Source organism: Neisseria sp. P0013.S005, assembly GCF_051958425.1.
GTDB lineage: Bacteria > Pseudomonadota > Gammaproteobacteria > Burkholderiales > Neisseriaceae > Neisseria > Neisseria subflava.
Genome location: NZ_JBQCVL010000096.1, coordinates 1 through 237 on the forward strand (window position 1 = coordinate 1; position 237 = coordinate 237).

1 protein-coding gene is annotated in these 237 nt (G+C 55.3%); it reads left to right on the plus strand.

Translation table 11 applies throughout. The annotated features are described in order from the left end of the window. Positions 1–237 (plus strand): ABC transporter permease subunit (locus tag ACTHTA_RS11640; protein WP_440379644.1); only part of this gene is annotated, 237 nt, incomplete at both ends.

A 237-nucleotide genomic window follows, 5' to 3' on the forward strand; every position in this document is an offset into this window, starting at 1 on the left:
TCCCTGGTCTCCGTTGCCGTCTCCTGCGTATTGGGTACGCTGTTCGGCTTGGTTTTGCGTTCGCGCAACCGGCTCATCCGCTTTATCGGACGGTTTTATCTCGAAACCATCCGAATCGTGCCGATTTTGGTGTGGCTGTTCGGCCTGTATTTCGGCCTATCCGTCTGGACAGGCATCCACATCGACGGATTTTGGGTCTGCGTCTGGGTATTTACCATGTGGGGCATCGCCGAAATG